General features: G+C 60.2%; 23 protein-coding genes. 4 read left to right on the top strand and 19 right to left on the bottom strand.

Annotated elements, in window-relative coordinates; translation table 11 throughout:
• Positions 1-774: 774 nt before the first annotated feature.
• The 3 genes from YY7_RS0104530 (at position 775) to YY7_RS0104520 (ending at position 3436) form a co-directional block, all read left to right on the top strand.
• Entirely contained in the window at positions 775-1269 is a 495-nt protein-coding gene (locus tag YY7_RS0104530; RefSeq protein WP_155255038.1) for a hypothetical protein, read from the top strand.
• Between the two features lie 169 nt (positions 1270-1438).
• Complete coding sequence (locus YY7_RS0104525; protein WP_155255037.1) at positions 1439-2080, top strand: hypothetical protein; 642 nt, start codon at positions 1439-1441, stop codon at positions 2078-2080.
• Positions 2081-2110: 30 nt separating this feature from the next.
• Positions 2111-3436: a hypothetical protein gene (locus YY7_RS0104520; RefSeq protein ID WP_028162178.1), complete on the top strand. Its 1326-nt coding sequence runs from the start codon at positions 2111-2113 to the stop codon at positions 3434-3436.
• Positions 3437-3472: 36 nt separating this feature from the next.
• Here the strand turns inward: YY7_RS0104520 and YY7_RS0104515 are convergent, their stop codons facing one another.
• Together YY7_RS0104515 and YY7_RS0104505 are read right to left on the bottom strand one after the other, a co-directional pair.
• A complete protein-coding gene (locus tag YY7_RS0104515) occupies positions 3473-5476 on the bottom strand; it encodes an ATP-binding protein (RefSeq protein WP_035689254.1) in 2004 nt (667 codons plus the stop codon).
• A 415-nt stretch (positions 5477-5891) separates the two neighbouring features.
• Positions 5892-6707, bottom strand: a complete 816-nt coding sequence (locus tag YY7_RS0104505; protein WP_155255036.1) for a hypothetical protein — start codon at positions 6705-6707, stop codon at positions 5892-5894.
• Positions 6708-6775: 68 nt separating this feature from the next.
• On the opposite strand from YY7_RS0104505, the gene YY7_RS60065 reads away from it, so the two are divergent.
• Positions 6776-6961, top strand: a complete 186-nt coding sequence (locus YY7_RS60065) for a hypothetical protein (protein ID WP_155255035.1) — start codon at positions 6776-6778, stop codon at positions 6959-6961.
• Here the strand turns inward: YY7_RS60065 and YY7_RS0104495 are convergent.
• The 17 genes from YY7_RS0104495 to YY7_RS0104415 form a co-directional block, all read right to left on the bottom strand.
• Positions 6958-7659 carry a hypothetical protein gene (locus YY7_RS0104495; protein WP_035689248.1) on the bottom strand — a complete coding sequence of 234 codons (702 nt, stop codon included), beginning with the start codon at positions 7657-7659 and terminating at the stop codon, positions 6958-6960. The two genes, YY7_RS60065 and YY7_RS0104495, sit on opposite strands and share 4 nt — an antisense overlap.
• 472 nt (positions 7660-8131) lie before the next feature.
• On the bottom strand, positions 8132-8686 hold the full coding sequence (locus tag YY7_RS0104490; protein WP_051396531.1) for a cytochrome P460 family protein: 555 nt from the start codon (positions 8684-8686) through the stop codon (positions 8132-8134).
• 391 nt (positions 8687-9077) lie between these two features.
• Positions 9078-9452 (bottom strand): hypothetical protein, encoded by a 375-nt coding sequence (locus YY7_RS0104485; protein ID WP_028162171.1) that lies wholly within the window; start codon positions 9450-9452, stop codon positions 9078-9080.
• Positions 9452-10039 carry a hypothetical protein gene (locus YY7_RS0104480; RefSeq protein WP_155255034.1) on the bottom strand — a complete coding sequence of 196 codons (588 nt, stop codon included), beginning with the start codon at positions 10037-10039 and terminating at the stop codon, positions 9452-9454. The genes YY7_RS0104485 and YY7_RS0104480 overlap by 1 nt, the downstream gene beginning before the upstream one ends.
• Positions 10040-10111: 72 nt before the next feature.
• Positions 10112-10630 (bottom strand): hypothetical protein, encoded by a 519-nt coding sequence (locus tag YY7_RS0104475; RefSeq protein WP_155255033.1) that lies wholly within the window; start codon positions 10628-10630, stop codon positions 10112-10114.
• A gap of 224 nt (positions 10631-10854) precedes the next feature.
• Positions 10855-12228, bottom strand: a complete 1374-nt coding sequence (locus tag YY7_RS50755; protein ID WP_349642649.1) for a phage/plasmid primase, P4 family — start codon at positions 12226-12228, stop codon at positions 10855-10857.
• Complete coding sequence (locus YY7_RS50750) at positions 12207-12998, bottom strand: DUF7146 domain-containing protein (RefSeq protein WP_245287196.1); 792 nt, start codon at positions 12996-12998, stop codon at positions 12207-12209. Before YY7_RS50750 ends, YY7_RS50755 begins: the two co-directional genes overlap by 22 nt.
• Positions 12999-13078: 80 nt before the next feature.
• Positions 13079-13768: an MT-A70 family methyltransferase gene (locus tag YY7_RS50745; protein ID WP_080663580.1), complete on the bottom strand. Its 690-nt coding sequence runs from the start codon at positions 13766-13768 to the stop codon at positions 13079-13081.
• 63 nt (positions 13769-13831) lie between these two features.
• Positions 13832-14077 carry a hypothetical protein gene (locus YY7_RS0104455; RefSeq protein WP_028162168.1) on the bottom strand — a complete coding sequence of 82 codons (246 nt, stop codon included), beginning with the start codon at positions 14075-14077 and terminating at the stop codon, positions 13832-13834.
• A 197-nt stretch (positions 14078-14274) separates the two neighbouring features.
• On the bottom strand, positions 14275-14907 hold the full coding sequence (locus YY7_RS0104450; protein ID WP_028162167.1) for a hypothetical protein: 633 nt from the start codon (positions 14905-14907) through the stop codon (positions 14275-14277).
• Positions 14908-15168: 261 nt separating this feature from the next.
• Positions 15169-16428 (bottom strand): tyrosine-type recombinase/integrase, encoded by a 1260-nt coding sequence (locus YY7_RS0104445; protein WP_028162166.1) that lies wholly within the window; start codon positions 16426-16428, stop codon positions 15169-15171.
• Between the two features lie 655 nt (positions 16429-17083).
• Entirely contained in the window at positions 17084-17590 is a 507-nt protein-coding gene (locus YY7_RS50740) for an SRPBCC family protein (RefSeq protein ID WP_051396528.1), read from the bottom strand.
• A gap of 19 nt (positions 17591-17609) precedes the next feature.
• Positions 17610-18437, bottom strand: coding sequence for an XdhC family protein (locus YY7_RS0104435; protein ID WP_028162165.1), 828 nt, complete (start codon positions 18435-18437; stop codon positions 17610-17612).
• A 12-nt stretch (positions 18438-18449) separates the two neighbouring features.
• Positions 18450-19655: a vWA domain-containing protein gene (locus YY7_RS0104430; protein ID WP_028162164.1), complete on the bottom strand. Its 1206-nt coding sequence runs from the start codon at positions 19653-19655 to the stop codon at positions 18450-18452.
• Positions 19652-20524: an AAA family ATPase gene (locus YY7_RS0104425; protein ID WP_028162163.1), complete on the bottom strand. Its 873-nt coding sequence runs from the start codon at positions 20522-20524 to the stop codon at positions 19652-19654. The genes YY7_RS0104430 and YY7_RS0104425 overlap by 4 nt, the downstream gene beginning before the upstream one ends.
• Positions 20525-22945, bottom strand: coding sequence for an aerobic carbon-monoxide dehydrogenase large subunit (locus YY7_RS0104420; RefSeq protein WP_028162162.1), 2421 nt, complete (start codon positions 22943-22945; stop codon positions 20525-20527).
• Positions 22942-23442, bottom strand: a complete 501-nt coding sequence (locus tag YY7_RS0104415; RefSeq protein WP_028162161.1) for a (2Fe-2S)-binding protein — start codon at positions 23440-23442, stop codon at positions 22942-22944. The genes YY7_RS0104420 and YY7_RS0104415 overlap by 4 nt, the downstream gene beginning before the upstream one ends.
• Positions 23443-23447: the final 5 nt, after the last annotated feature.

Below are 23447 nucleotides of genomic sequence, written 5' to 3'. Positions count from 1 at the left end.
GTTGCGGTTACGGGAGGGGCAAGCTCGATCTTACGGAGCACCGAAGGACTCGACGACCTCATTCATGCCAAATCGGCAACGTCATGCACGGTTGCCTGATACCGCGCTTTCGCAAATCGGTGACTTTCGGCTCATCGGGGCCGCCGAGCGTGCAACACCTCTAACGGTGTAGCTTCAGCATTAGTTGGTCTTAAGCCCCTTAGTTGATCTTAAGCCCCTTGACAACCTCAGAGTTCATAATAGGGTTACAACCCTTGCTTGAATATGATGAGCGGATCGATTTTTCGAACAAATTAATTCTTAGTCAATGGGAGAGACGTCATGAGTAGGAGCAATCGCTTCCGGCTGATGCTAGCGTTGAGTGCTATCCTAATGGCCTCACAGATTTCCAGTCCGGCGAACGCGGCGTCAGTGAACTACAGAATGTGCCTCGGCGAATACGAACGCAATTGCCAAGCCCACGACATCTATGAGTATTGCTATTACGACGTTCAAGCATGGGCCAACGCGCATTGCGGCTCATCCGTAATTCAGAATTATAGCACATATGGTGGCAACAAATGTGGTTACAGCCATTACATGATAGTTTGTGACAATCCGAAAGCCGCATCACCATCGGCCTTTAGAAAGCCTCCTGAATAGGAAGAAAGTTTACTCCTCCGGTAGCGTGTCGCCGGATTGAACGGCGCACGCTCCGCTCCCTACAGTTCTATTCTGGACTGGTTTCGGTCAGGCCCCTCGAGGGATTTCAAACCTGTAGCCGAGGAGATGATCATGACAAAATTTGTTGTCGTTGTCCTCTGGTTGCTCACAATTGGATTGAGTTGTGCGACATCACGCGCAGAAGGATCTCCTGCTGATCTTTCCGGTAAATGGGAGAGCGATAGCGGGGCAATCTATTCCTTCTCGCAGATCGATCAAAACATTTCGGCGGTATATGACTTGCCCGACGACGAGCAGCTTGCGTCAGGTATCAAGCCTGGGGACATCGCCTTTTCAGGGACGGTAATCGGAAACATCCTCTCTGGGGTGTTTTATCAGCGCTTTTCTAGCGATGAAACTCCGGCGTGTGCCGCAAATTTCTATCATCCAACGCACCTCTATTTGACTGTATCAGATGATGGGGCTGAGATGGAAGGAGAGCTTCTTCGCACCCACGTTGACGACTCGTGCAAAGCGTATAGGCGTTTTTTTCAGCACTTGATCATTAAGCGGGAACAGACTGGTCCCTCGGGTCCAGCCGACTCCGCGCGCTCATCGCTCGATTAAACTTCAAAGGCCCGCCATGGCGGACAGCACATCATACAATTGGTACACGCAGCCTCCGACCCTGTTGCCTCGGACCGTGTTGCCTCCGACATTGTTAGGCGCTCGCATTTGGGAGCCAAAGGCTGTTCCTCCGCTTTCCAGCGTCGCGAATGACTTAGCAAGCAAGTTCTTGTTCGCTAAAGACGTCACGACTACCGCCCAGCTTGCGGCTGAAATAGCTCAGGGAGTTGCCCCTGGACTGCTTCCATTAGTCAATGCGGCTTTCTTTATTCCTTCAATTACTCCCGACGTCCTCAAACCGCCTTTCACGTATTATTCAGGTGGTTTTGAGCAACCAACATCAATGACCTATACGTATTATGCAATGATAGGGCTCGCAAAGTATCAGCTCTCTCAGACTATGAGCGCGCTGTCTTCGTTGAAGGAGCGATTGAATCTGTCCGGAGACTTTTCTAGGTCGGTCCAACCACCAGAATTAAAAGCTTTGTATGAAGCGGTCGACAAAGCCTTTGGTGCAATAGAGGCAGGTCTCGCCCTGGGCGAGGATAAGGAATCTTGGCTAAAGCTTTCTCAGGACTTGGCGGAGTTTTATAAAAAAATGTATGACGCCATGAAGGCCAGTGAAGAGCTTGGGAATAGCATGTTTAAGGATGGCGAGGCTGAGCCGCCGCAAAGAATCGAGCCGCCCCCAACGGAGTTGGACTATCCAAAATATGATGAGCGTCCGAATGGAGATTTGGACCGCGGCGATGGAGACAGTGGTGCAAGGGATCTCCCCAGCCCTAGTGAAGATAGCGAGTTTGACGCGTAAAGGATTCGCAAGCAGCAGGGAGGGTTAATTGTGGCCCACGAGATTAGTTACCGACGATGGACGACCAAAAAAGCCGAGCTGTGCGCGAAGGGGTATGCCTGGCTCCCAGTTTTGTCTGACGGTGCTGTCACGCTCGACGTCCTGATCGATACTGTTGCTGAGAAGGCTCGGATCTCTGCAAATCCGTACGACCCATACAGAGTGGAACAATTACTTGGTGACGTAAGTCGACTGCTAGACCGAATTTTTTCATATAGAAAAGAAGGGTACGATCTCGATATTGCTGCAACCACTTGGGCACTCGATTATCAGCTCTTTAAAGATCAATTAGACGGTCAAATAGCTCTCGAGCAGCTGGCCTATATTGGCGACCAGAAGAAGATAGAGCGCGATGCTCAAGAAAAGGCGCGTGATGCATTCGGTAGCTCAGGCGATCCTCTAGGGCCTGGATTTAAGGAAGCAGCCGAAGGAAGTCGTCAATCTAGCGAAGTTGCCCTAATGGGCGAAGAAGATAGGCGCGACAAAGTCCAGGCGAAATGGAATAGACTTTCTCAACACCAAGACGATCTGCAAGCACGACACGCGATGCCAGGCGGGTCGTTGAACTTTGGAGATCGCCTCAACAGGCTCCAGAAGCTGTTGAGTGAGGACGTATTCGAGTGCCATCAAAAGGCTATAGCTGCGAATCTGGGCCTCAAGGCCGTCTACGACATCGATGAACCTCTGCCGGCGCCGGGTGTATTGTCCTTTCTTGATGATTTGCTTTCTTGGACTCGAAAGGTGCTTAGGCGATTGGAGATCGATCAGCTGGGAGATGTTGATTTCGAACACATCATCCCTCTAACTGACCCTGCTTGGGACGGTAGCCGTCTGATATCTACGGGAGAATACTCGGCTGCGATGCAGACCGCTGGGAGCGGGATCTTAACTGTGGACCTTACGAATTACTTCGACGCCCTTTTTGGAAAGCTTTGGGTTAGAGGCGTCGCGCTTTCGTTGGGCGTTGACAATCCGGGAGATACTTATCGAAGGGTGTTTCGGGCGACAGGCGAGGTATTTCCGCCTCCAACAAAAGACCTCTTTGACCCCCGGAACGACGCAGCGCGGTCGCCTGTAATTTTGTCGGCGATTGCGCTGGATGATCCCGGTATGGCAGTGAGGATGTATCGGGGGGCAAACATCAACAATTTGAATCCCCGTGGCGTGTGGACCATTATTATAAATAAGAGCTTTAGTGCCGGTGATCAAAAGCCGCATCCACGTGAGCCGAACTCCATTACAGATATCAGGCTTCATCTTCTGCTGACCGGGCGTCCGGACAAATCAGTACCAAAGTGGCACGCACTCAAATTTTGAACTGCTGCTTCAAGAACCGAATGCGTTCGACTTTGCTCATGACAGATAGAGCTGCCGTTGTCGCGCAGATTCACCGTCCGGGTCCCGAACAAAGGCGAGGAGGTCCTGGAGTGCGATGATGTCGAACCGAAGCTCTCTGTCTTGATACGCCGCATGGGTGGTGCCAAAAATCTGCCGCGTCGACCCTTCGTCCCCCGCAAGATACGGTCTCAAGGTGAACTCCGCCCGCGTCTTCGCTCCGATCGCCCAGCAAACAAGCAACCTGACATCCGAAATATGTTTCAATTCTTTGCTAAAGTCGGCGATAAGGCTATCCGAGTCGAACTTGTACTCTAGCACCCAGGGCGGAGACTGGCCCTCCTCAAGCGCGCGTTCGGAGACCCCGAGTGGCTGCTTCTCCGAGTACAATTGTTCTCTCGATGAAACGTCCGCCTGAAAGATGCAGTCGTACTTCTCGCTTTCGGACGTCGCATAGATGCCGAGGCCCTGCAGCAGGCCCAGGCCGAGAAGCTCGTGGAACAATGCCACGACGTCCTGTTCGCTCTGCGGCTCCGACATGATCGAAAGCTTGCGGTCGCCGCTCCTGTACTGGAGCGGGTGCTTCGCCAGATGCTCCTCTTGCTGTTTCTTGAACTCCCAGAGTACGCGCGACGACTGGATGTTTGATATGCCGGTGTCCTCGCGCATTAGTGCGAGATACCGCTTGAATACGTCGACCGCTCGTCTGGCCAGTTCGTCGCCGAGAGTCTTGATCTCCGGCTGGAAGACCTTCCGGCCCATGTCCGGATTACCGTCCGTCAGGTGAATGATGACGTGTGTGTTCGCTTGGTAGCCGATCGTGCTTGTCAGCGGGATTACCGCGAGATCGCCTTGAGGCATGAAATCGGAAGCGAGCTGCAAACCGCCCCTGAGGAGCACAGCATTCGCTCGGACCTTCAGAGAGTCTTTCTGGAAAACAGACCAGCTCTTGGCGGTGCTCACAAAGCAACCATACACAGTGATGTTGTGCTTTTCGACGAGCACTCGCTGATCGTCATCGAGATTGCGGCTGAGGACGGGATCGGCGAGAACTTCCTTGCCTGACCACACCTCATACATAGCGTCGAGTCTGCGGAACTTGTCGTTGAGCCGATTGAGACGTGTACTGGGATCACCTTTGATTTCGGCGACAGCGGCTTCTATCTCTGAAATGCCGGCCACCTTCTGAAGAACCGGCATCTCGTGTGGGTAATAGTACTCAGGATTCTTTCCGACGTAGTGGGTCGCGGTACCAGCCAGGTCAAGGACTTCAACCACCACGGCCGTCTTCTGCTCGCGCCCCGGAGCACTCAGGTAGATCCCACCAAGTGGGGTCTTGATACGCAACACGTCATACCACTGCGTTGCACTTGTCGCGAGAAGCCACGGCAATTGGGGTCTTTGATCTCCGATCAAGATCTCAACGCACGTCCCCGATTTCTCGTTCGCGAGTTCGGCCGGGTTAAACTCAGATGACTCGAACACGGGCCGAGGATATGAGTCCGTGTGGTCTTCAGCCCATTGTCGGCCATTGCGCATCTGGCCGGAGATCGACCCGGCTGCGGTCTTGGTGAACACCCGGATCGCTGAGAACCCGTATGCCAAGAAGGTCGCCCCGACCCCCTTGTGACCACGTGAGACCTTCCTGGCTTTGAACGAGACGTTCGGTCGGAAGCAGAACTTGACCTGGTTTAGATTCATGCCGATGCCGTTGTCGATCACAGCAACGCGGCCACCGCCGACGTCGATCTTGATCCAGAGCTTAGGCTCAAAGTTCTCAACGGCGGCTCGGGCATCCAGGGCATCCAGGGCGTTCTGGAGCATCTCCGAAAAACAATCGAAGTAGCCAGTGTAGCTTTTCAGAATATTGAGGACCTCTCGCTTCACCGCGTCTTGGGCGATGTTCCGTTCGAGGCCGCTCTGGTCCAAATTCACTTCGAGCGGATCGAAACCGTGCAACATCGCGCGAGGATCAGATTTTTCTACAACGGCCAAGGGGCGCTCCCAGTGGAAGGTACTCATTCTATCGGTCGCCTATGTCTGACAGAATATCGCCCTGCGGAAAAGGGCGCTGCCTGCCGTCCGCGAGGTGATCCACGAGGGAGTTGACCGGTGAGGTTAAGATCTGCCTTGAGGCGCAGTCGGGGTTGCGGCCGGTCCACAGACCCATACACAAGGCAAGCACCGGACCGCCAAAAATCCTTGCGAAATCAGCGTCCTGAGTAGATGGCAATCCAGTCCTTATCTCAACATCTGGGGTTGCCCCCGTCCCGTGCGCAGCGGACAGATGGATGATCCACGTCCGCTTTTGCCCCACAACCGCCCGCATGCTGAAGTGGCCTTGTGGGCCAACTCGGACTAGGCGCAGCGTCCGGCTTAGGCCAGCTAAGCGGCGAATAGCGGACATTGCGAGACGCCGCCGAAATCGGGAGCGCTCCTAGCGGCAGAATTGCCCTTCGAAGGCTGCAGCATTCTCGACTGTACGCTGCCATTGCACACGTCGAGCGCGTTCGATGGCAATGTCCCTATGTGCGAGAGCGATCCTGATCGTCTTGTCGATCTCGGCGCCGTCCAGCGTCCGCTTGATCCGCAACGCAATCGACAACGCCATCACGGTATCACCGTGCGGCAACAATAGATCGCGCGCGGCGATATCGCAGTGCCCGATGAAGGCCTCGATCGCTTCTTCGCTACTACAGAATAGCATCGCCAGCTCACGCGCCTGACGGAGATCGTCAGTGGGCACCACAGGCTCGCCGTCTAGCAGCATGCGTTCGGCGGCTCGACCAGCCATCAACTCAATGCACTTGTCGTACACATTCACGAAAATATCGGAGACCACACTGCGATCTTCGCCCAGTCCAGGCATCATCGGCGCGAGCGTTTCGCGAACGCTCGAAGCGTCGCCACGACCATCGGCGAACGCTTCCTTGTGCGAAGCCCCCCAGCAAAGACCTTCATATCCGCTTCCAGGGTTGATCGTCACGCCGTCGACCGGATGACCGAGCAGTCGCGCGCAGATCGCGTGCGCGGCTTCGTGAACGCTGATCCTCAAATCGTCATCCGCCGAGCGGCCGATCGTGACGAGCAATTGGTCATATTCGTCGCGTTCTTCTTCAGCTCGGTCATTCATTGTGAAGCCCCTGCGGTTAGCCCCCCTTGGAGACGAAATGAGCTGGCCGCGTTCCGACGAACCACGCCCACTGCTACGAGCCGCGCAACGCAGCCGGGAGATTGAGTTCGTCATCTTCATTCTCGCGCTTTCGCAAGCCTAAAGGCGCGTCGACGCGCAAGGCGCACCTTTTTAGCGAGGTCATATTCGTGCTGCCGCGCGATCATGCGTGCGCGAATGCGATCAATGGCGCTGCGACGGCCGAGCGGCGGCATAGCATCGAAGATCATTTCCGCAACAGCGCGGGGCGCGCGACCGGTGTCGCCGACCCAACCATCCAGTCGATGGACAATCATGTGCGGTGCGAAGCCGGGCGGTCCTTTGCTCATGGCTAAAAGTCCGGCCCTGCGACCTTGATCGTGCGGCTCTCCGAGGAGCGATCGAGCACAATGAAGTTTTCGGTCGGTTCGCTCGCCACAACGGGGGCGAGGTCCGACGGCGGGGTCACCTTCTCGTCGTCACGGTCGACGATGTCAGGCACTGCTTCGGGCTTCGGCTCATCGCGGGGGATCGCCTGTTGTCCCGCGCGGATCGCGATCGGCATCGTCTTCAAGTCTGCTAGCGCGAAGTTTGCAGCAATTTCGATCTGACCCACGACGTTCTGGACAAAATGCATCAATTGCCCCGTCTCAAAATGCAAGCGACCGATCGCCGACAGCGCATCGGCAAAGGCGCGGGACTGCTTGAGATATTTCGGCAGCTCCGCCTCGATGGCCGTGATCTGAGCGGCGAGCTTTTCGGCCGCGGCAGCCCGCTCGGCAGCATCGCGTTCGGCCGCGAGCTGGCGTTCGGCCTCCACCTGCTGCTGCTTCAGAATGGAGATCGCGTCGTCGATGCCTTCCAGTATCGATGTGGCCGTATCCACAGCCGCTTGCAACTTGTTGAGCTGCCGGTCATCGAGATTGACCGACAGCAGCGCTCCCCGGCGGTCGGAGATGGCCTTGTCGAGCGCCTGCTGCGCCGTGGCCCGCTTGGCCGCGAGCTGCCCGGCCTGCTTGGCGAGCGAGGCGATGTTTGCTTCAAGTTTTTGCACTCTGGTTCTGCCGAATAGTTTCATGCGGCGGAGTCTATGGCAGCGCGCGGGTTTCGCGGAAGGCGCGGCGCTTGGTCAGCTCCAAATCCAGAGTGGATTTTCTTGGGCGCGACCAAGTTTTTGCATTTTTTTGAGATGGATGGATGCGCGTTCGATCCGTGCGCGCATCCCGGGACGGGCTAGAAGTGTGACACAAGTCCATCGATTTGGCTTCGGACACCACAATGTCCGCTTCATCCCAGAAAGCGGGCGTTGGATGCGCCCACGGGCATGGCTGCGATGGGCCACAAACGGACGCATGCACTGCAGCAATAGCAGTACGGCGCACCGGCTTCGAAGGCTCAGAGAGAAGAGATAGAACCGACGACTTCTTTTGTCGTCACAATGGCACTCGCGTGATTCGCGATGTTGAGGTCCAGCGCAGCGTAGTTGGGAAGGGAGGCCGCGCCGCGAGAATACCGCGGCGCGCGTTTCACTTGCGCAGGATCGGGTAGCCTTGCAGGAATTGAAGATCCTGCTTTCGGACCGGCTCGTGGCAGCTCAGGCAGTCTACCTTGTAGTCTCCAGTGACAGTTTTCACCGTCTCGTTGCCGAGGAAGAACGCCCATCCCCAGCCGTCCCCGAAGCGAGCCCCCGAACCGAGCTTGCCCGCGGCGTCCTTGACCATGACGAAACGCCCAATGAGGTCACCGGCGAAGCTCGCAGTTCCGGTTGGCAGCGCTTCTGTCTTGGCGTTCCAGAGGTCCTTCACGAACACCGCGCCGTCCGGGAACTTGCCGTCGTTGAGATAGGCCTCCACGTTCTTTCGCTCGGTGTAGACGGCGTGCAGTTCCTTAGCGCCGTCCTGCGGCTTCTCGGCGAGCACGGAGAAGGTTCCGAGCTGCACCCACTCTGTCCTGTAATTGACAGAAGGAACTCTCAGCACTTGCTCGGCGTCCACTGGCGGGCTTTTCGTCACTTGGGCCTCGGCCGTGGCGGACCCCAGGACGGCCGCCGCCGCGGCAAGCCATATCAACTTGCGCGACATCGATTGCTCTCCTCGTCAGCCCAATTGATCGGTCAGGCACCGCGCCGCCTCGTTAGGCCGGAAAGTCGACCTCGGTGCCAGCGACGTTGTTGAGCGTAATTGACGAAGACGCATATTGTTCCGGTTCTCGCGCGGAACCTGTGGGAAGAAGTGAAGAATCGACTCGCCCAATCTGATCAATTCACATCGATTGAATGGCTAACGAACTCCGGATAGTTCTGGCCTCAGCGGGCACGAGCAGATCCGCTAGCGGCACGTCGCTTAAATCCAGATACACCCCGCGATGTCGCCTTTGGGTCCACGGGCGGAAGTTCAACCCGCCCCGTCCGCAAGACCGGTCTGCCCCCAAAACCGGGCATCGAACCTAGCGATGTCGTATTCGCGTAAGGTCTCACCCCGCCGCGCGCGTCTTCAGGTTCAATTCCTGTGGCTGCGACCAGATCGGCCAAAGCTCCTTCAACCGGTTCTCGGCCTTCTTGCGCGCATAGAGACCGCCACGAAACTTTTCGATGTAGTCGAATAGCCGCTCTGTGCAGATCAACCACGTCGTCAACTTCTCGCCAATCGGCCGGGGGCCTCGCCGGATACTGTCCTCGATCCAATTGAGGACCTGCTGATCGCTGATCTCGCAGACAACGGCCACCCGTTGCACGGTCAGAAGGGCGCCTCTGGCGATCTGGTCGAGCACGTCGCCATGGTTTTCAAGCTGCTCGATACGCTCCGCAAGCCGGACAAGCTCGGCGGCGAGGGCCTTCGGATCAGTCATCAGGCCGCCCCCTTCTTGCCATCGTACCCCGGCGGGAACAGCGGCATGCCGTCGATTTTCACGTCACGCCCCCAGATCGCGGCGAGCACCTCCCTGAACTCGGTGCCGATGATCGGCCCGCTAACGAAGGGCAGCAGCGTGGCGGGATCAATGTCGCGCATGATCGCGTTGGCCTCGCGATAGAGAGCACTGAGCTGTTCAACCAGCTTCATCGCGGCCCGAGAATGCGGCTGCTTCACGTCGAGGGTGGGCAGCGACTTGATCAGCTCGCGCTTCTTGTCGAGTGCCTTGTGCGCCCTCTCCAGCTCATCTGCGATGACACCAAGCCGCGATCGAAGGCGATCATGCCCGACACCTGAGGAGCCGTTGTCGCGGGTCTCATGGGCGGCCAGCGCGTCGGTGATCGTACGCAGGGTATAGCGGGGCTGGCCGCGCTCATGGCCGTCAGGTTTGACGCGCCGCAGCGCGCGGACCAACGTCGCCCGGTCCCTTTCGAGCAGATCGGCGGCCCGGTTGATCGAAAAAAGCCTTTTCATGCTTTCGAACCTTGCTGTTGTAGTCCTAGGAAAGAATTCGTCGCTGGGCATACGGGGCGCGGGGGCGCGACCCGTGGCATGCCCCGGTCCGGGAAGGACCCGAACCGAGGCACCAGCTCGCAGTTAATTGGGCGCCACCACTTGCACGGCTTCTGCTTGAGGCAGTGTATGCAGCAGGCTTTCCGGCTGAATGCGCTCGCCGTCCACTTCAGTTGACGCGACCTTCAACAGGGCGTGCTGCACCTGATCATGCGTCACGGATTCTGGAACGGTCATCCGATAGCTATCGCCGGCGAGGGCGAAAAAGCCGAGCTGGACCATGATCGCAAATTCCGTGGCGAAAACGCCACTCTCGGCAAAGTCGAGATCGACGGCCAGCACCTGCTCTGTCTTGTAGGAATGGAACGGCGGATCCCTCTGCCTCAATGCGCTCAAAGACTCCAGCGCAGCGCATTCGAGATTCGGCTCACACCACCAACACAGAGCGGACGCCGAGTTCTTGAAAGCAGGATCGCGCAACGTCTCGGACCAGAAGGTCTGCGCTTCTGCTACCTTCAGAAGCCAGGAGCCGACGAAGCGGCAGTCGGCCTCGTCCGGCATTTCAAGCAGGATATGCGGGTCGTTATTCAGCATTGCGCTCATGAGTTCTCAATCCTTGGGACCTGGGTGGCCCCGCACATGATGCGTCCCTTCATCATTGCGGGCGCGACGGGAAATCCCGCCGCAGCTGGCTTATCCATGAGGCGGCGACCCCTGACGCGGCTGACGCGGCTGACGCCACTTTCGCTTTGACGCCCCACGCGCGCGCGTAAGCGATAAACCGGAAAACGCGTCAGCACCGTCAGTGCCGTCATCCATCCATCGCCTCATGCGTAACTTCCATCGAACCCCTGTTTCGGGCGGAGGCTAATCCCGAAGAACTCCCGAGCCTTCGCGCCACGGTAAAACTTGAACCCGGCGGCCGTCAGATTGTCCTTGAACGTCGAGGTCGTGCCGGGCTTGTGCCCCGCCGCCTTGGCGTAGTCAGACCACGACCTGAACAGCGAGCTGCTGGACGCCGACCTGTCCATATTGCCGGGCTCGCAAATGCATTCCTCTTCCATCCAATGGCGAAACAGGTCTTGATCGCCGAAGTACTCGGCCGTCGCTTCGATCACGCATTTTGGACGGACCAGCCCGTTCTGCTGCCAGTCGAGACAGCCTTCGATCATCCACTGCAGGATTCCAGGCGCTTCCCGCATCAGCTTCTGCTCAAGCTGGCGATCCGGTGCGGCAGGCTTGAGGATGAACGGTACGATGTTGAAGCGGCGCCTGGCCGCCTCATCGACGTTATGCAGGACTGGCTTGTGATTCCCGATCACGATCAGCTTAAACGTCGGCACGTACGTGAAGAAGTCGCGCCGCATAAAGCGGGCAGTGATCGGATCGCCGCCGGTCAACGACTTGATGCGGGCCTCGGCCCACGCGCGGCCCTCCTCGGTCTCGCTCGCGGTGACCAGGCGTGCACCGGCCAGCATCGCGAGATCTGTCGGATGCTTGTCGCTGGTCGAGGCGGTGAACGTTTCCATCGCCGACGTGACCGAGTAGTCCTTCAAGATCGTCGTGACCGTGTTGAGAAACACAGACTTGCCGTTGCCGCCCGGGCCATACACGAACACCAGAGCATGTTCGCGCGTTACGCCAGTGAGGCAGTAGCCGCAGAACTGCTGCAAAAAGCGAATCAGCTCGACATCGTTGCCTGTCGCCTCGCTGAGAAACTTCAGCCAGAGCGGGCAACCGTCGGCGCTCGGCACCACCAGCGTGGTTTTGGTGATACCATCCTCTTGCGAACTGGGTCGCAATTTGCCCGAGCGTAGATCGACAGTGCCACCCGGCGTGCCAAGCAGCCAAGGATCGCGGTTCCAATATTCCATGGTGACCGCGACCCTGGGGTCGGACTTTGCGAACCGTTCAACGCCGCCAGCGAAACTGGTGGCTTCGATCTTGTATCGCTTGCGATCTTCCTGATTCTCGGCAAGCAGGCGGGCCAGTTCGCGAGCATAGTGAAAAGCAAGGCTGGTGTTGTTGATCTCCCAGTAGAAGCCATTCCAACGGAACCACCTGCCATGATTGTGGCAGTAGCGGAGCTTGTCGCCATGCAGCTCAACGAACTGCTGGGCGGCGCTATCCTCAGTCACGATATCGTTCGGCATCAACCGATGCACGGCGTAGGGAGCGTTCATCCGCGCGCCCTCCAGCAATCGTTGAAGTCGTTACCGATCTTGGGCTCGACGATATTGACCGGACGGCGCAATCCGATATAGCGGCGCGCGCAGCTCTTCACGTCCCGACGGCTGGTCGAATCGTTCTCTTGCAGAATCGTCAACTCGCTCAGACTCTGCAGCACCGGAAAGCACCGCACGGCACCGCTCGATCCCAACGCCCATGCCGGCGTAAAGCCCGCAGCACGCGCCGCCAGCACCGTCTCGACACCTTCGCCAATCGTGAGCGCCGATGACAATTCGGCGTCGAGCTTGATGGCCGCGCCCTTGGCGACGCCAAGCATCTTCCGGTCGATCTTCTTGCCGGTGTAGCGGTCGAGAAACGTGCGGTGGATGCCGCACGGCTCGTTCGTCGTAATGTCGCGCAACAGGCACACCATGGCCGGAAGATATTTCCCTATCTCATACCGCAGCCCGGCGTGAAAGCGGATCACCGTGTACGCGACACTGTCGGGCAGCTCCAGCTCGCGAAATTCGCGCAGGTAACGTTCCGCGAGCGTCCCGCGTGGATCAATGCAATCCGCCCAGATTTTCAACGCCAGCTTTTTGCGGCGCTCCGCATCGTCGCCGGTCGTATCAGGCGGAGGTGCCCTGTCGGTCTGCCAGTCGTTGCTCAGGCCGAGTTTGCTACGCACGTACTCGCGGCAATCCTTCCAGTCGTCGTTGGCGAAGCTATGGACCATGAAGCCGCTGGGCGTGATGCGGATGGCAAGCGAGCGATCCCTGCGCGAGTGCCCGGGGCCGGGCACGTTGCAGGAGTCGCGGCCGGTGACATCGCCGCCAATGATTGCGACGATCTGGCGAACGTTGAACGGGAACGGGTGCGCCTTCATGACAGCACCCCGAGCGGCTCGCTGCCACGAATCAGCGTTGTATCGCGCTCGGCGCCGATACGAGGCGAGGAGAATTTCCCAACCTCGTCACCCCAAGCATCCCAGCCTTCGCGCCGCTCACGCGCGAACAGGTCCGCGCGCCGCAGGTCCGGCGTGCGCTCCGTGATCATGCGATAGAACTCGTCGGGCTTACGGCTGTGCTCACGAGCGATTCCGTCAAAGCAGGACGGCAGCGTGAATTTGCCAGGCTTGCCGAGCGTGCCCAGCAGGATGGGCTCGTGCATGGTCCGCGCCCAGAATCCGCAGCCCATACGCACCTTGCCGTTGCGCGTGACCTTGCGCCAGGCAATCTCGGTCTTGAAGGTAACACCCCACGCCTGCATGACCGCGACCGCCTGATCAAGCATCGCACCGGTCGCCCAGAGCAAGATAACCGCATTGTCCTTCAACAGCTGACGAACCGGCAACGCCATGATGTCGGCCAACGTCATCACTCGATAGTGCATCGACGCCGATTTACGCTGCCCCGCCTGACTCCACGTCTTGAACGGCCACGGCGGATCGACAACGATCAGATCGTAGCTGTGCGCGGACAGCGGATCGAAGAACCATCCGGCAGTTTCCGGCTTAGACAAATCGTCGCCGGCTTGCACGCCCGTGTGCGCGCTGGTATTGCTGACCAACATTCTAAGGGATTCCATGAGAGAGAATGGAGAGGGCGGCTGGCGGGCCGCCTTTTCTTTCCGTGACTAGGCGGCGCGCTCAGCGGCTTGCGCTGCGCGCTCGCGCTCGCGACGCCAAGCAGCGGCGGCTTCCCTGCTGATCAGGACGCGCGTACCGACGTTGAACGTGCGGGGCATCTGTTTGCGGATCTTGTAGAAGAGCTGCACCGAGATACGATGGCGCGCGCAGAATTCATTCACCGTGAATGCATCAGCGTCGTCCACGGCATCAAGCGATGCAAACTTGCGGCCGGTAACTTCGGGACGGGGCATGGGTTTGTCTGCTCCTACTCGTGTGGTTGCGTGTAGGAGGCAATAAAGCGCGGTCGATCTGCTTCGTAGAGTGCGACGATCGATGTCGGTTCAGGGTTGATAGGGGAAGTGGCTAAATCTCAACGTGACTTCAAACCCTTGCGCCAAGGCCGCGTCACTTCGTTATCTGGCTCATGGTGGCGGATATCCGCGAGCGATCAGATCAGCCCCGTGATTCGGGCATTCATCACGTACATCAGAAAGGGATCATATCTGTTTCGTCGGCCTCGATGGCGGTCGACCATTTTCGCAATCCCAGACGGCCGGAGTGCCTTGCCGAGGATGGCGTTGATCGTGAGCGTGAGAAAGCTGATCAGTGGCCCATAGGGCGTACCGGAATCGTCCTTCTTTCTGGACCAGTCCACTTTCCCGCCCGACCTCTTCCAGAGGTCTATCAATCGCCATTCCAGTTCCGTCTGGATAGGGTTGCTCTGGCCGGCAAACGGCCGAACCCAAACATCATAATCAGAGAGCCACGACTCAAGTCGTTGCTCTGGCGACTCAAGATCAGGATGGGGGAAATCATCATCGAGCAGACCATCATCGACCAGTCCTGCAAGCGCCTTTTGCGACTGACGCATGGACATCCACGCCTTGTAGATTTTTTCCCGCTGCTTTGCCGGTTTTTTCCCCCGCAGTTTCTTAAGCCACATCTCCCTGGTGCCCTGCGCCTCCCAATAGTCGCGCCCGATCCCCTCGATCTCATGGCGCCAATCGATTCCATCAGGCCACCCGTTGCGGGTCGAGCGAATGGCCTGCCACTGCGCTTCGGAGAGAGCAGTAAATGTCACAACGCTTGTCGCGCCAGCGGAATTGACTCGCGGCGCGCCGACCGACGATGCAGGGGGTGCTGGCCGCCGACCGGCGGATGCGTTGTCACTTTTAGGCATAGCTGGCACCGATATTTCCGAATACGCGGTCTAACAACGTAGAGAGCCGCAGCGCGTTGTCATCTGCTCGCGCAATATCATGAATCTCCGGTCCGACATCAACGATCACGCCGGATCACCGACTAACTAACTCGGCGCAAGTTGGTTAGCTGACGGGGTTGATCAACTCACCAAGGCAACGACGTTATTGGCAACGGCTGTCTGCGGCCCCTCATGCTGCAGCAGTGCCCTGCGAGAGATGTCGTCGCTGTGCTCGGTGATGAACCGGCTATAATTCCGTTCTACCATTGCGACCGACGTGTTGTGCAGGGACGCTACCAGCCTGATCGGCACGTTCTGCAGTAGCATCCTGACGATGCTGCTGTGTCGAAGGCAGTACATCGTCACATCGGCAGGATCGAGCCCGATGGCGGTGACGACCTTGTCCACGTCACGATGATAGTTCAGGCCAGGATTATCGCCCCACGAGCTGCCGTCGCTCTGCAGGAGCAACGGTGCATCGCTGGCGCGGCCTCTGGCCGCCTCTCTCAGCTTCGCCGCCAACTGGACGGTGATCGGCACCGAATAGCGCTCGTGCTTTTTCTGGCTGCGGTTTCGGCCGCCGCCTTTGGCGGACTTCGGCATCATCAATTTCGGCCGCAGCGGGTGATCGTGGAAATCCTCGACGCGCAGGCGGACGACCTGCGACGGCCTTGCGCCGGTGACCGCCAGCACATCGCTGAGCAACCCAAACTGATGATCGAGTCCGTAGGCGACACGGACGAATGCGCGCACCTTGTCGTCGGAGAGGACGACATTGCGCGCCTCTTGCGCATCCGGCAAGCCGGCCAGCCCGACTTCCCATGCCTGACGGTTCTGGATGCGCTCATCGTGCTGCGCCGCCAGCGCCAGCGCGGCACACAGGCAACGGCAGGTTCTGTTGATCGTGGACGGCGCCATCGTGCCCAGCAGGCTGTCGCGCCATTTCTTCAGATCGGCGGCCGTGAGCAATGCCACTGGCTTCGACAACAGCGCACCGGTGAGGTGCAGGCGCGGATGCTCGGCGTTGTAAGGGTTCGCGTTGCGCGAGATCAGATCGCGCCTGTAGTCCTTCAGCGCGCTATCGATCGTGATCGGTGCGTTGTCGGTGCTGCCGTCCTCGCCGCGCGCCAATCGCTTTGCCGCGTCCTGCGCCTCGTAGAACGTCAGGATACTCTTTCCGTCGCTGTCCTCGAAATCATCGGCGAGCGCGAATCCCTTCGTCCAGTAGGCGCCGTGCCCGTCGCTGGCCTTGAGCACCCATGTCCCATTCGTCTTGTTGCGGCGATAGAGCAGCATGATGCCGCGGGCGAGCGAAGGCCCGCTGTACGGCCGTCGGCGGATTCTCAGTCGCAGGCGAGCGCTGCGACTCTCCAGTGCGCTGAAGCTGACTTTTCGTGCCATGATGCTTGCCCCGTTCTCGCGAAGTGTCGCGATGGTGTCTGCGAATGCTTAAGGAAGCGCATGGCATCATATGGGAGCAAGTTCATGAGGATCAATGACTTAGGGATTCCATACGGGTCTCTACAAACCCATGCGGATATTTATTTTCCCCTGCGCAGGGAAAGCCGGAATGCTTCGGTTGAACCTGTGGTCCTACCCCCGTGCTTTTTGTTGCACGGGACCCANGGGTGCAACCAGCACCCGGCTTTCCCTGCGCCCTCTGTTCTTCGAGAGGGTGAAACGAGACGCAAAGCTCGGGCGTAACGTGCCGCGAGAATGCGAACTTGTATCCCTCACGAATTCCTCCGTCATGCCCCGCGAAGGCGGGGCATCCAGTATCCGGCGACGTCTCGGCTCAGGCACTGCCGCCGCTGGAATACTGGATCGTCCGGTCAAGCCGGACGATGACAGCGGAGCGCTGTTTGACATTTGAATCCGAACCTCGCCCCACGTCGTCCCGGGCTTGACCCGGGACCCATAACCACAGGCCTTTGTAATGTGCTCCGCTGCAACCGCTTGCTCGCGCAACAATCCCTCCCTGTGGTTATGGGTCCCCGCCTTCGCGGGGACGACACCGGTGCGAGGCGCGAGAGAATCCGTAAAGTGAGCAAAACCCTCACGACATCAGGCTTGCGATCCAGCCCTTCTTCTCGCCTGCTTCCGCCGGAGCCGCATCCGTCGTCGCGCCCGCTGCAGCGGCGAAGCGCGTGAAGAATTCGCCGGCGAGCTTCTTGGCCGTGGAATCGATGAGCCGCGAGCCGAGCTGCGCGAGCTTGCCGCCGATCTGCGCATCGACCTCGTAATGCAGCACGGTGACCTCGGCGCTTTCCGCCTCCAGCCGCACTGTCGCGCCGCCCTTGGCGAAGCCGGCGACGCCGCCGGAGCCTTCGCCCGAGATGCGATAACTGTTCGGTGGATCGAGATCGGACAGCGTCACCTTGCCGCCGAACGACGCCTTCACCGGTCCGACCTTGATGACGACGGTCGCGGTCATCTCGGTTGGCGACGTCATCTCAAGGCGCTCGCAGCCGGGAATGCACTGCTTGAGCACCGCGGGATCGTTCAGCATCGCCCACACCCTTTCCTTCGATGCGGGGATACGCTGGCTGTCGTTCATCTGCATGAGTAGGTCCTCAATGATATCAGGCGGAAACCGGCAAGCGCTGGCCGCGCCGCCGCTCGATCGTGATCTCGGCCAGGATTGACATCGCGATCTCCTCCGGCGTGATGGCGCCGAGGTCGAGGCCGGCCGGAGCCTTGACGCGGTCAACCAGCGAAGCGTCCACGCCCTCGCCGATCAGCTTGGCGCGCAGCGAAGCCATCTTGCGTCGACTGCCGACGAAAGCGTGATAGCAGGCATCGATCGCGACCGCCGTGCGCAAGGCGGCTTCATCGCCCTTTCCCTGCGTCGACACCACGATGAAGCGCTTCGCGTCATTCAGTTTGCCCAACTGGAAGCCGTCGATCCGCTCGTCGGCATCGGGCACCGCGGCAACATCGGCGGCGGGCGCGGCGAGCGTGACGTGATAGCCGAGCGTCCGCGCCTGCGCGGCCAGCGACAGCGCCACCGGGCTCGCGCCAAGGATGATGAGCGAGGGATGCGGCAATACCGGCTCGACGAAAATATCCATCGTACCTTGGCTGGGGCACATGTTGCTGGCAAAGCGGATGCCGCCGCGGCTCTCGCCGGCCTTGACGCCGAGCTCGGCGAGCAGGTCCTGCGGCTGCACCGACACCATCCGCGGCACGCCATCGGCGAGCGCCTCACGCGCTGCCTTCAGTACTGCACTGCGCGCGCAGCCGCCGCCGATCCACCCCGCAACGATGGTGCCGTCAGGCGCGATGATTGCCTTCGCGCCGGCCTTCGCCGCCGTTACCGAGACCGTGCGCACCACGGTGGCCAGCACGAAAGCCCGTTCGGCCGACTTCATCTGCGCGACCAGGTCCATCACCTCGACATGAGCGGTCATCGGAAGACTCCTTCAGAGCTTCGCCAGATAGGGCTCGAGCGCGCGCAGGCTCTGCAGCGTATTGGCGGGCGCATAGAGATCGACATGCGGCAGCGCCGCCTTGATGCCAAGCGCCTCCGGCGCATAACCGTCCCAGGCCATCATCGGATTGAGCCAGACGATGCGGCGGCAACGTCGTGCAAGCTGTGCCATCTCGCGGCCGAGCAGCGCCGCATCGCCGGTCTCATAGCCATCGGACACGATCATCACGCAACTGCGCGAATGAATGACGCGCGCAGCGTGCCAGCGGTTGAAGGTCTGCAGGCTCTCGCCGATCCGGGTCCCACCGCCCGCGCCCTGCGCCATGATCGAGAGCCGGTCGAGCGCGCGGCCGGCGTCCTTCTCCTTCATGGCGTCAGAGACGTAAGCCAGACGAGTATGAAACAGGAATGCCTCGGCCTCGCGGAATTCGTCGAGCACGCCGTGGATGAAGCGCAGGAACACGCTGGTGTACATGCTCATCGAGCCGGACGCATCGAGCAGCACGATCAGCCGCAGCGACTTGTCCTTGCGCTGCCGCTTCACCAGGCTGATCGGCACCCCGCCATGATTGATATTGCGGTGGATAGTGCGGCGCAGATCGAGCCGATAGCCACGCCGCCGCGCGAGATCCCGCCGCGTCAGCCGCGTGCGCATCACCTTCGCAAGTTGCGCCGCAGCGTCATGCGCCTGCGCGACCTGCTCGGGATCGGCGAGCTTACGGAAATCGACCTCGGCGAGATTTTCCGCGCGCGAGGCACCTTCCATCCGTCCCTCGCCGTTGCGCCCCTCGGGCGAATCGTCGGACGACGGGACCTGGTCGGTCGGGGACTGGCTGCCGCCCGGCTCGGGTTGGCCCTCCAGGCTCTTCAGCGACGGGCTGTTCGCCGCCTGTCCCGACGCCATCGTCCGCGACCGCGAACGCACGCGCTTGCCGAGCCAGAATGCATCGAACAGCCCGTCGAATTTCTCCCAATCCGACTTCCGCGCCGAGAACAGATGCTTGAACGCCGACCGCAACAATCCCGGCCGCGCCGCATAGCCTTCAGCCATCAGCGCCGCCGCATCGCGGCCCTCGGCAAGGCCGATGCGAAAGCCGTTGTCGCGCAGCGTGCGGAGAAAGGCTGCAAGCCGACCCGAGACCAGCCGCGAGACCTCGTCGATCTCCTCAAAGCCCGGATTGGTGCCACAGCAGCTCATGCGACTTTCCCTAGCAGGCGCTGTGTCACCTCAGGTGCAAAGCGGGCGCGATCCTCATGAGTCTTCAGCAGGCAGACCAACGTCTCATGCACCGTCTCCGGCGCGTCGTTGAGATCGCGGATATCGAGGCCGACCAGCGCCGCGGCCCAGTCCAGCGTCTCGGCGACGCCGGGGACCTTGCGCAGATCCTCCTTGCGGATCGCCTGCACCATGCGCGCGATCTGCAGCGACAGCGACGGGCTCGCGTTCGTAATCCGCGCCAGGATGATCCGCGTCTCGCGATCGACATCGGGGTAGTCGACATAATGATAGAGACAGCGTCGCCGCAACGCATCCGAAAGCTCGCGCGTGCCGTTGGACGTCAGCACGACATGCGGGATCGTCACGGCGGAGACGGTTCCGAGCTCGGGGATCGAGACCTGAAAGTCCGACAGCAGTTCGAGCAGGAACGCCTCGAACTCGTCGTCGGCGCGGTCGATCTCGTCGATCAGCAGCACCGGCGCCTGCGCGCGGCGGATCGCAGCGAGCAGCGGCCGTTCGAGAAGATACTTCTCGGAGAAGATCCGGTCCTCGACTGCATCGGCATCCTCGCCTTGATGCGCCTGGATCGCCAGGAGCTGCCGCTGGTAGTTCCATTCGTAGAGCGCGGCCGACTGGTCGAGCCCCTCATAGCATTGCAGGCGGATCAGCTCGGTCGAATACGCCTGCGCCAGCGCTTTCGCGACCTCGGTCTTGCCGACGCCCGCCTCGCCTTCCAGCAGCAGCGGACGCCGCAGCAATCGCATCAGCGAGATCGCGGTCGCCAGCTCCGCATCGGCGATGTAACCCGATGCGGCCAGCGCTTGCGTGATCTCCTCACGTCCTTTCATCTAGGCAACCGCTCCGAGAGTCTTCGCCGCCTTCCAGTTGCGCCAGAAGTCATGCGGCATCTGGATGTGGGTCGAGCCGAGGAACGAGAAGGCATCGTTAACGGCGTTGGAGAACGCCGGCACGCCGCCGACATTCGGGCTCTCGCCGACGCCCTTGGCGCCGATCGGATGATGCGGCGACGGCGTCACCGTGAAGTCGGTCTCCCAATGTGGCGTCTCGACCATGGTCGGCATGAAGAAGTCCATGAACGAGCCCGTCACGACGTTGCCGGTGTCGTCGTAGCGGATCTCCTGGCCCATCGCGATCGCGAAGGCTTCGGTGAGCCCGCCATGCACCTGGCCCTCGATGATCATCGGGTTGATCCGCGTGCCGCAATCGTCGAGCGCATAGAAGCGCCGGACCTTGTAGACGCCGGTATCGACGTCGATGTCCATCACGCAGAGATAAGCGCCGAATGGATAGGTCATGTTTGGCGGATCGTAATAGCTCACCGCCTCCAGCCCCGGCTCCATGCCCGGCGGCACGGAGTTGTAGGCGGCCCAGCAGATATCCTTCATCGACATGAACTTCTCCGGCAGGCCCTTGACGCGGAAGCCGTCGATATCGAACTCGAGATCATCTTCATGGACTTCGAGCTTGTAGGCGGCGATCATCTGCGCCTTCGCCTTGATCTTGCGCGCCGCCATCGCGATCGCAGCGCCTGCGACCGGCGTCGAGCGCGAGCCGTAGGTGCCGAGCCCGTATGGCGCGGTGTCGGTGTTACCCTCCTCGACCATGATGTTGTCGGCGGGAATACCGATCTCGGTGGCGATGATCTGAGCCCATGTGGTCTCGTGCCCTTGGCCCTGGCTCTTGGTCCCCATGCGCGCGATGCCCGCACCGGTCGGGTGCATGCGGATCTCGCAGGAGTCGAACATCGCGATGCCCAGGATATCGCAGTTCTTCGACGGGCCGGCGCCGACGATTTCGGTGAAGAAGGAGACGCCGAGCCCCATGATCTCGCGGGTCTCGCCGCGCTTGAAGGCCGCGCGCTTGTCCGCCTGCTCCTTGCGGAGCGCGGCGTAGTCGGTTGTCTCCATCATCTTGCGCATGGCGGTGTGATAGTCGCCGGAGTCGTACTCCCAGCCGAGCGCCGAGTGATAAGGAAACTGCTCCGGCTTGATGAAATTCTTCAACCGCAGCTCAGCAGGGTCCATGCCGAGCTTCTGCGCCAGAATGTCCATCGCGCGCTCGATGCAATAGGCGGCCTCGGTGACGCGGAAGGAGCAGCGATAGGCGACGCCGCCCGGCGCCTTGTTGGTGTAGACGCCGTCGACCGTCAGATGCGCGGTCGGGAAGTCATAGGAGCCGGTGACAATGTTGAAGAAACCGGCGGGCCATTTCGACGGGTCAGCGCAGGCATCGAACGCGCCGTGATCGGCGAGCACATGGACGCGAAGGCCGGTGACCTTGCCCTCCTTCGTCGCCGCGATCTCGGTCGTCATGTGGTAGTCGCGCGCAAAGGATGTCGCGGTCAAATTCTCGATCCGGTCCTCGACCCATTTCACCGGCTTGCCGGTGACGATGGAAGCGACCGCCGCACAGATATAGCCGGGATAGGCGCCGACCTTGTTGCCGAAGCCGCCGCCGATGTCAGGCGCGATCACGTGGATCTTCTGCTCCGGCAGCTTGGCGATCAGCGACACCACGGTGCGGATCACATGCGGGGCCTGGAAGGTGCCCCAGATCGTCAGCTCGCCCTTGACCTTGTCAAAGGAGCACACGCACTGGCAGGTCTCGAGCGGCGACGGATGGGTACGGTGATAGGAGATCATCTCCTTGATCGTGACCTCGGCCCTTCGGAACGCCGCATCGGTCAGATCCTTGTCACCGACCGTCCACTCGAAGATGTGGTTGTGATGCTTGCGCGGCCCATGCGCGCCCGTGGTCTTGCCGGCGAGGTCCTCGCGCAGCACTGGCGCATTATGGTCCATCGCCTTGAACGGATCGACCAGCGGCGGGAGCGGCTCGTATTCGACCTCGACCTTGTTGATGCCATCGTCGGCGGCGTAGCGGTCGGTCGCGACCACGAAGGCCACCTCCTGGTTCTGGAACAGCACCTTGCCGTCGGCCAGCACCATCTGCACGTCGCCGGCGAGCGTCGGCATCCAGGCGAGATTGACGGTCTTCAGCGTCTCGGCGGTGATCACCGCGAGCACGCCCGGTACCTTCAGGGCCTCTTCAGTCTTGATCGCCTTGACGCGCGCATGTGCGTGCGGCGAGCGGACGAAATCGCCATGCAGCATGCCCGGCAGCTTGACGTCGTCGACATAGTTGCCCTTGCCTTGCGTGAAGCGGATGTCCTCGACACGCTTGCGCTTGCAGCCCATGCCTTCGAGCGCGGCGGTGCGTTGTTCCCGCGTGGGAGTCATGTCGTTCATTCCGCGGCCTCCTTGAATTCGACATTGTTGAGCTTGGCGGCGGCATACTGGATCGCCCGAACGATGTTCTGGTACCCGGTGCAGCGGCAGAGATTGCCTGACATGCCCATGCGGATGTCCTGCTCGCTCGGCGACGGATTTTCCTGTAGCAGCCGGTGCGCGCGCATGATCATGCCGGGCGTGCAGAAGCCGCATTGCAGGCCGTGCATCATGCGGAAACCTTCCTGCAGCGCCGAGAGCGAGCCGTCGGGGTTGGCCATCCCTTCGACGGTGGTGATCTCGGAGCCGTCGGCCTGCACGGCGAACACCGTGCAGCTCTTCACCGACATGCCGTCGAGATCGACGGTGCAGGCGCCGCAATGGGTGGTCTCGCAGCCGACATGGGTGCCGGTGAGCTGCAGATTCTCGCGAATGAAGTGCACGAGCAGCGTCCGCGGCTCGACCAGCCCTTCGACCTCCGCGCCGTTCACTTTCATGGTCACATGCGTCTTTGCCATCTGTT

It is taken from the genome of Bradyrhizobium elkanii WSM2783 (genome assembly GCF_000472865.1).
Taxonomy (GTDB): domain Bacteria; phylum Pseudomonadota; class Alphaproteobacteria; order Rhizobiales; family Xanthobacteraceae; genus Bradyrhizobium; species Bradyrhizobium elkanii_A.
The sequence above is the reverse complement of the archived record's forward strand: the minus strand, read 5'-3'. Positions and strand labels throughout refer to the sequence as shown.

Coding starts and splice junctions, on each gene's coding strand:
- YY7_RS0104435 (WP_028162165.1), bottom strand. CDS start 18,437: ATGACCGCTCATGTCGAGGTGATGGACCTGGTCGCGCAGATGAAGTCG.
- YY7_RS0104505 (WP_155255036.1), bottom strand. CDS start 6,707: ATGAAGATGACGAACTCAATCTCCCGGCTGCGTTGCGCGGCTCGTAGC.
- YY7_RS0104475 (WP_155255033.1), bottom strand. CDS start 10,630: ATGAGCGCAATGCTGAATAACGACCCGCATATCCTGCTTGAAATGCCG.
- YY7_RS0104530 (WP_155255038.1), top strand. CDS start 775: ATGACAAAATTTGTTGTCGTTGTCCTCTGGTTGCTCACAATTGGATTG.
- YY7_RS50745 (WP_080663580.1), bottom strand. CDS start 13,768: ATGTTGGTCAGCAATACCAGCGCGCACACGGGCGTGCAAGCCGGCGAC.
- YY7_RS0104420 (WP_028162162.1), bottom strand. CDS start 22,945: ATGAACGACATGACTCCCACGCGGGAACAACGCACCGCCGCGCTCGAA.
- YY7_RS0104485 (WP_028162171.1), bottom strand. CDS start 9,452: ATGACTGATCCGAAGGCCCTCGCCGCCGAGCTTGTCCGGCTTGCGGAG.
- YY7_RS0104490 (WP_051396531.1), bottom strand. CDS start 8,686: ATGTCGCGCAAGTTGATATGGCTTGCCGCGGCGGCGGCCGTCCTGGGG.
- YY7_RS0104480 (WP_155255034.1), bottom strand. CDS start 10,039: ATGCCCAGCGACGAATTCTTTCCTAGGACTACAACAGCAAGGTTCGAA.
- YY7_RS0104425 (WP_028162163.1), bottom strand. CDS start 20,524: ATGAAAGGACGTGAGGAGATCACGCAAGCGCTGGCCGCATCGGGTTAC.
- YY7_RS0104445 (WP_028162166.1), bottom strand. CDS start 16,428: ATGGCACGAAAAGTCAGCTTCAGCGCACTGGAGAGTCGCAGCGCTCGC.
- YY7_RS0104455 (WP_028162168.1), bottom strand. CDS start 14,077: ATGCCCCGTCCCGAAGTTACCGGCCGCAAGTTTGCATCGCTTGATGCC.
- YY7_RS0104415 (WP_028162161.1), bottom strand. CDS start 23,442: ATGGCAAAGACGCATGTGACCATGAAAGTGAACGGCGCGGAGGTCGAA.
- YY7_RS0104515 (WP_035689254.1), bottom strand. CDS start 5,476: ATGAGTACCTTCCACTGGGAGCGCCCCTTGGCCGTTGTAGAAAAATCT.
- YY7_RS50740 (WP_051396528.1), bottom strand. CDS start 17,590: ATGCAGATGAACGACAGCCAGCGTATCCCCGCATCGAAGGAAAGGGTG.
- YY7_RS0104430 (WP_028162164.1), bottom strand. CDS start 19,655: ATGAGCTGCTGTGGCACCAATCCGGGCTTTGAGGAGATCGACGAGGTC.